Raw genomic sequence first — 6437 nt, 5'->3', positions numbered from 1 at the left:
GAATAAATAGTATATGGCGCAACTGCTATACCGTTCTTCAATACATCTTCAGTCGGTTCCAGCTGTAGCAGCGCCTCACGAATTTCTTGTTGCTTGTCCTCGCTTAAAGCATTAATAGCCTGTTCCAAATAATTCCGCTGCTCCTGCCATGAACTTTCCAAAGCCTGGTACGAGCGTTGGCCTCCATTCACGAAACCATTGAATTGCGCTTTGGACATATCATCCTCGGGATCCATTGCAAACGCTCCGATATATTGATACTTTGAGGGGACGGCGTCTTTCCCAACGAAGCCCTTTTCTCTTGCCTTATCGAAGCTGTTGCGGTTGTAGTTAGTATAATCGCCGAGAAACYTCTTCTCATCCATGCCCCACGTATGCTCTGGCACGAGCAACAGATTATCTGAGAAGGAATTGCATTCATTTGTTCCTTCGATTAATCTACCTTCCTCCAACCAACGTACCCGTATCCTCTGCAATTCTCGAAACTTCGTCATTTTCATCGGATCCGCAGCCGTCCCGTGAATCCACGAATCGCCGATTTCCTCGGTCAAGACAGGAAGTTTATGCTTGACAGAGATTAGCTTCTCCGCGAAAGCATCCATTGTCGATGCAATTACTCTGGCTCCTGGAAAAAGTTTTCTTAGCCTTTCGAATTCTTCGTGAATGGCCTCAATAGATGGCGGTCCATTATTGTCGCCAGTATGGGCGAAATGCAAGACCTCATCCAATCCTTCAACTTGAGCCGTATTTCCGTAATTATCTGCATAGTTTACGATAAGCTCTGATCCATCCGTGTTCTTCCATACAAACATTGAAGGCACGCTTGGCACCTTTGATGCGGGGTTAACACCCAAATGAAGGTATTGAATTCCTTGTGCCGCCATATGAGGGACAATAGATCGTGTATGTCCTGGAACATCCGTCATTTTCGCCGAAATCGTCTTCTTCCCGTACTTCTGGTCCAATCTACTAGCAATAGATAGTCCATGTTTAAACAGAGAGGCATCCATCATCTCGGTATGGGTCGTAAACGGCAGTCCGTGCCAAGCGATATGTCCGCTATGGATTGCCCTCTCCATTCGCAGCTTCTCATCCTCCGAAGCATCAGACAAATATTCTTGAATTAACCACGAGCCGGTCGTCCATACGAAACCGTATTTATCCTCTGGGCTGGACATCTGTTCCGCCAATTCGAGTGCTTTAGGAATAAAGTTTTCCTTGTATTTTTTCAGTACATTGCTAGCTAAGTCAGTGAACCCAATGTCCAAGTGCGTCTTGAATACGACATGCACGGTTGTTATTTCATTCATAATTCGTACCCTCCGTTTATTATAATTATTATTCCTTAACCGATCCCAATACGATCCCATGCACGAAGTATTTCTGCAGGAATGGATAAATGGCAAGAAGCGGAATCATGGCAACGATCAATTTCGCCCCATTGAGCGTACGATCGGACGCTTTGGCGATTTGGATGAGATCATCGGTAGTCATTCCTTTCAGTAACTCCGGATCAACTCTGACGACCAACTGTTGAATATAGGTTTGGAGAGGATAATTTTCTGGCTTGCTCATAAATATGAGCCCGTCAAAAAATGCATTCCAATGTCCAACGATACTGAACAAGGTTACAGTTGCGAGCGAAGGCAAGGAGACTGGTAAATAAATGCGGAGCAAGGTTTGCCAAGGCCCGCTGCCGTCAACAACCGCAGCCTCCTCAAGCTCCTTAGGTAGATTCCGAAAAAAATTCATAATTAAAATAACGTTGAAGACCGGCACAGCACCAGGCAAAACAAGTGACCATAATGTATTCTGAAGATTAAGCTCTGTGACGGTCATATACAATGGAATTAGGCCGCCTGAGAATAGCATACAGAAAACAAGAAACCACATGTAAACGCTTCTACCTGGAAACACATTACTTCCTTTCGATAGAGGGTAAGCCATTATAACGGTAAGCACCATGTTAACGGCTCCCCCAAGCAAAACTCGCTCGACGGATACTTTGAACGCGGAGAAAAACCGCTGGTCCTCCAGAATGATTTTATAGGAAGACCAATTAAAGCCCTTCGGCCATAATACGACCTGACCAGCGTTGGCAGCCGCTTTTTCACTAAATGAGAGAGCAAGCGTATGCAAGAGTGGAAATAGAGATAGAAATGATAGCAAGACAAGAATGATGAGAATTGTAACGTCTACGCTTTTATTTAGTAGTGAACTTGATTTTACCATAAAGCAACACCCCGCTTTGCATTAAAATATTCTATAATTGGCGTACTTCGCAGCAAGCTTATAAGAGATCATGATTAAAATAATGGAAACTAYAGATTTCAAAAGACCTACGGCTGTAGCCAGCCCATACTGATTCTCTATTAAACCCATTCGATATACATACGTATCAATGATATCGCCCGAAGAATATACCAGCGGGTTATATAGGTTAAAAACCTGGTCAAAGCCTGCATTCAATACATTGCCCAAGCTTAATGTAGCAAGCAATACAATCGTTGGTGTAATACCCGGAAGAGTAATATGAATTAGTTTTTTGAATCGATTTGCACCATCAATTTCAGYGGCCTCATAGAGGGATGGGTTAATGCCGGTTAAAGCTGCCAAGTAAACGATTGCAGAGAAGCCGAACTCCTTCCATACATCGCTTCCAATTATAATCGGACGGAACCAGCTGTTGCTTGCCAAAAACATGATAGGTTCTAAGCCAAATAACTTGAATACCATATTAATAATTCCATCCAAGGAAAGCATGGATACCATAATTCCTGCCAAAATAACCCATGACATAAAATGCGGCAAATAGACGATCGTTTGCACGATACGGTTAAACCAACTTATCTTAACTTCATGCAGCATCAAAGCGAACACGATCGGCACAATCGAACCGGCGATTATCTTAAATGATGCAATAACAATCGTATTTATCAAGACCTGTTTGCTGTCTGGAATATCCATCATGAATTTGAAATTTTCAAGACCAATCCATTCTTGTTCCCATATCTTAATACCTGGTATAAAATCCTGAAATGCGATGACAATGCCAAACATAGGAATAATGGAAAAGATAAAGAGTAATACGATACCCGGCAGAAGCATTAGATGATAATTAACAATAAAATTTTTGTTTTTCATAGTACCTGCCACCCATCTGTGGAATGAAAAAGGGCACTGTTCATATAAGCAGCGCCCCTTCGCTTTGATCTGACTATTTTTTTATCTCCGCATTGATTTCTTTAAGTATTTCGTCACCTCCGACTTTCTTCCACTCCGTAACGAAGTCGTCGAATTTATCGACAGGCTCATCACCCATAACAATCTTTAAGAATGTTTCATTCTCAAGCTTCGTTAGAATCGCCCATTTACGTGTCATAGTGTCTGTTTTACCGAAAAACATATTTCTAACAATATTAATTTTGTCGGAACCAAGTTCTGCTGATCCATCTATTCTCGCTATTGCGTTCGACCAGATCGGGATGTCCTTCTTAGGATTTTCTTTATTCGTTAAGTAATCGTCATAATAGCCCTTTAATTCGATTCTTAGCTCGGATGGGTCATTAGCATCGATAGCTTTCTTAACTTCCAAATACGTGTCATAAGCAGCTGTTTCTTTGTCTAGCTGAACCGCTAACGGCCAAGCTGTCCAAGTAATGCCCAGACCCTTATAAATGCCCACTGCATCGGGATCCAGTGATCGATTTGCTGCTGTTTCCGTGTTTAATATTTTAACAACTGCTTCAGGATTTTTGTATTTCTTGTTGACTACTAGAAAGCTCGATGTCGGGTCTTGGTCAAAAACATTAAGTTTCCCTTCAGTGTCCAAAGGTGCCGAATAAGGTTTCCATTCCGCCTTCATATCATTTTTCACGGAATCACCGAGCGGAGAGTAAGGTGCCCACCATGGTCCGAGCAATATACCGACCTTATTGCTTGCTATTAGCTCATTGGCATCTTTACGTATTGCAAACTCTTTATCGATTAGACCGGACTTATACATTTCTTGTAGCTTGCCAAGTGCCGTCTTCATCTCCGGCAGCGTGGAGCTGTAAGCGACGTTACCCGAAGCATCTGCAATAAATTGTCCTTTGTAAGCGTGGAATACGCCAAGAATAGGATCTAATGTGTGGTTCGAGTTATAGCCTGTAAGAGTAGGAAGCGCGGTAAAGCCCACTGTATCTGCTTTGTTGTTGCCGTCTGGATCCTTTTCCATGAATGCTTTAGCTACTGCTTCAAGCTCATCAAGCGTAGTTGGTACTTCTAGACCCAATTTATCCAACCAATCTTGCCTGATCCAGGTGAAAGCATGCTGCCCCCCGATACTCGTATTTGGTAGCGCATACAATTTACCGTCGAATGTAGCTCTGCCAAGAACACGATCCTCGTAAGAATCATAAATGCCCTTAATTTGTTCACTTGCATTGTTAGCATAGACATCAGTCAAGTCAGCGATCAGATCCGCTTTAACTAGCTGTTTCAACTGCTGCTCATTCACAATAAAAGCATCAGGAAGATCTTGACTTGCAATCGCTACGCMAATTTTTTGCTGATAAGCGTCAGTCGTTTCCGTTTGCCAAGCGAAGGAAACTTTAATGTTATATTTTTTTTCGAGATATTTCGTATATTCATTAACCTCTAGCGTATCTCCATTCGGGAGCTTCAAATCCTTAGTATTGAAGTTCTTTGCGATCTTGAGCGTTACGGGCTCGCCATACTTCCCATTGGGATCAGTCAGTGCCGGATCCCCTTCGCTTTCATTTGTTGGACTGTTCTTACTGTTTGTATTCGTATTGCCACATGCTGTTACTACCAAAAGGAGTGACGCTAACAAAAGCAATAGCCATTTTTTCGACATGCACTATTTCCCCCTAATACTTATTTTGTATACTCCGTAATCCTAATTGATTTTGTCCATTATGCGAATGAGTATTCGGTCGAAAACATAGGGATTATCGTTGATTTACAATGGTACAAAACGTTTTTCGGACCATTTTCCAACCTCGAGTGACTTTTTTCATACTAACTTACTTACTTTTTCCACATTTACCGTCGGAAGTCGTAGGGTTACGATCGTTCCTTCTGTTATTTTACTTGTTATATCAAAAGAGTAATCATTCTCATAGTGTGCCTCAAGCATTCTTTTAACATAATTCAATCCAATTCCTAGTCCTGATTTGCTTGATTTATGACTCTCATCTGATAGAAGACGAACAATTTCTTCTTCAGTCATTCCGCCCCCGTTGTCGATAATTTGTATGACCACGTAATTAGGATCAGCCTGCGTAATATTTACTTCTATCGATCCCTCATTATGGTCCATTCCGTGATAAAGCGCATTTTCTACAACAGGCTGCAAAATGAACTTTGGAATCGGTATTACCGATTCCATGATCTCCTGCTCAACATGAAAACGTACCATGAATTCATAATCGTACCGAATCTGTTGTAGCTCGATGTAATCCTGAAGCGCCTTCAGTTCTTCCTTCAAATCAACAGTCTCACCTCTCTTGTCGAGATTGTAATGAAGCACCCTCGTAAAGATGGATACCATGCGATCGATTTCTATTTGACCATTCATTCTCGCCATGAACTGGATTGAATTGAGCGTATTATGAATAAAGTGCGGATTAATCTGATAAAGCAGCTTCTCTACTTCCAAATGTCGTTTTGCGCGTTCGCGCGCCTCCACTTCCTTGAATAAGTACTGAATTCGCTCTCTCATTTGATTGATCTTCTTAACGAGTACATCGAATTCCATAACACGTGTCAATAGCATCGGCTTGTCCGCATGAAGAACATCCATCTGTGTTATCTCATGTCCGATTTTTTTCAAAGGACGGTAGAGAGAACGCCAAATGACGAATGCAAATATAATACTGATTGCCATTCCGCCAAATAAAACGATTACAAATTTAATAAGCCAGCTCGTGAATTCCCGATTAAATTCCGATTTGGGTATTTTTACGATCAGGCTCCAGCCTTGTTCGCTTTTTACCTTATATAAATAATAGCCGTTCGTTCTTAAACTTCCCTCCATCTGTTGAAACTCTTGATTGCTGCTTTCCGAGATATCTTCCTGCGGGATATCACTGAATACTACTTCTCCCGATTGATTAAGGAGCACATGAGAAACGTTCATTCCATACTGATTCTTATTCAAGAGCTTCTCAAAAAGCTTCACATTGGTTTCCATATAAACAAAATACGRGTTAGTCTCAGTATTCTCTCCCGGCGATTCAACTGGGCGTATCAGCGAGAATACCTCATACTCGCCATAGCGATATGCCGTTTTTTTCGGCCCCGAGAACGTGACACCGTTCACCTTGGACAACAGATTAGAGGACTGATTCATGAATGAATCCGTTACCTCGCGATTGTTAAAGAGTACGTTGCCCTTCTTATCAAAATATAAGATGACACCAAGATAGGGG

5 protein-coding genes are annotated in these 6437 nt (G+C 41.9%); all 5 read right to left on the bottom strand.

Features of this window, described 5'->3' with window-relative positions; genetic code table 11:
• The coding region (locus AC1DWN_RS24780) for a DUF5054 domain-containing protein (protein WP_477561561.1) at nucleotides 1–1310 on the bottom strand (1310 nt) is incomplete at its 3' end.
• Nucleotides 1311–1338: 28 nt separating this feature from the next.
• A complete protein-coding gene (locus tag AC1DWN_RS24775) occupies nucleotides 1339–2232 on the bottom strand; it encodes a carbohydrate ABC transporter permease (protein ID WP_477561560.1) in 894 nt (297 codons plus the stop codon).
• A gap of 21 nt (nucleotides 2233–2253) precedes the next feature.
• Nucleotides 2254–3144 carry an ABC transporter permease gene (locus tag AC1DWN_RS24770; protein ID WP_477561559.1) on the bottom strand — a complete coding sequence of 297 codons (891 nt, stop codon included), beginning with the start codon at nucleotides 3142–3144 and terminating at the stop codon, nucleotides 2254–2256.
• Nucleotides 3145–3217: 73 nt separating this feature from the next.
• The gene (locus AC1DWN_RS24765) at nucleotides 3218–4861 is read right to left on the bottom strand and encodes an extracellular solute-binding protein (RefSeq protein ID WP_477561558.1); all 1644 of its coding nucleotides are present in this window, start codon (nucleotides 4859–4861) and stop codon (nucleotides 3218–3220) included.
• A 159-nt stretch (nucleotides 4862–5020) separates the two neighbouring features.
• A partial coding sequence (locus AC1DWN_RS24760) for a sensor histidine kinase (RefSeq protein ID WP_477561557.1) occupies nucleotides 5021–6437 on the bottom strand: 1417 nt, incomplete at its 5' end.

It is taken from the genome of Paenibacillus sp. P4_A7 (genome assembly GCF_056402455.1).
The sequence above is the reverse complement of the archived record's forward strand: the minus strand, read 5'-3'. Positions and strand labels throughout refer to the sequence as shown.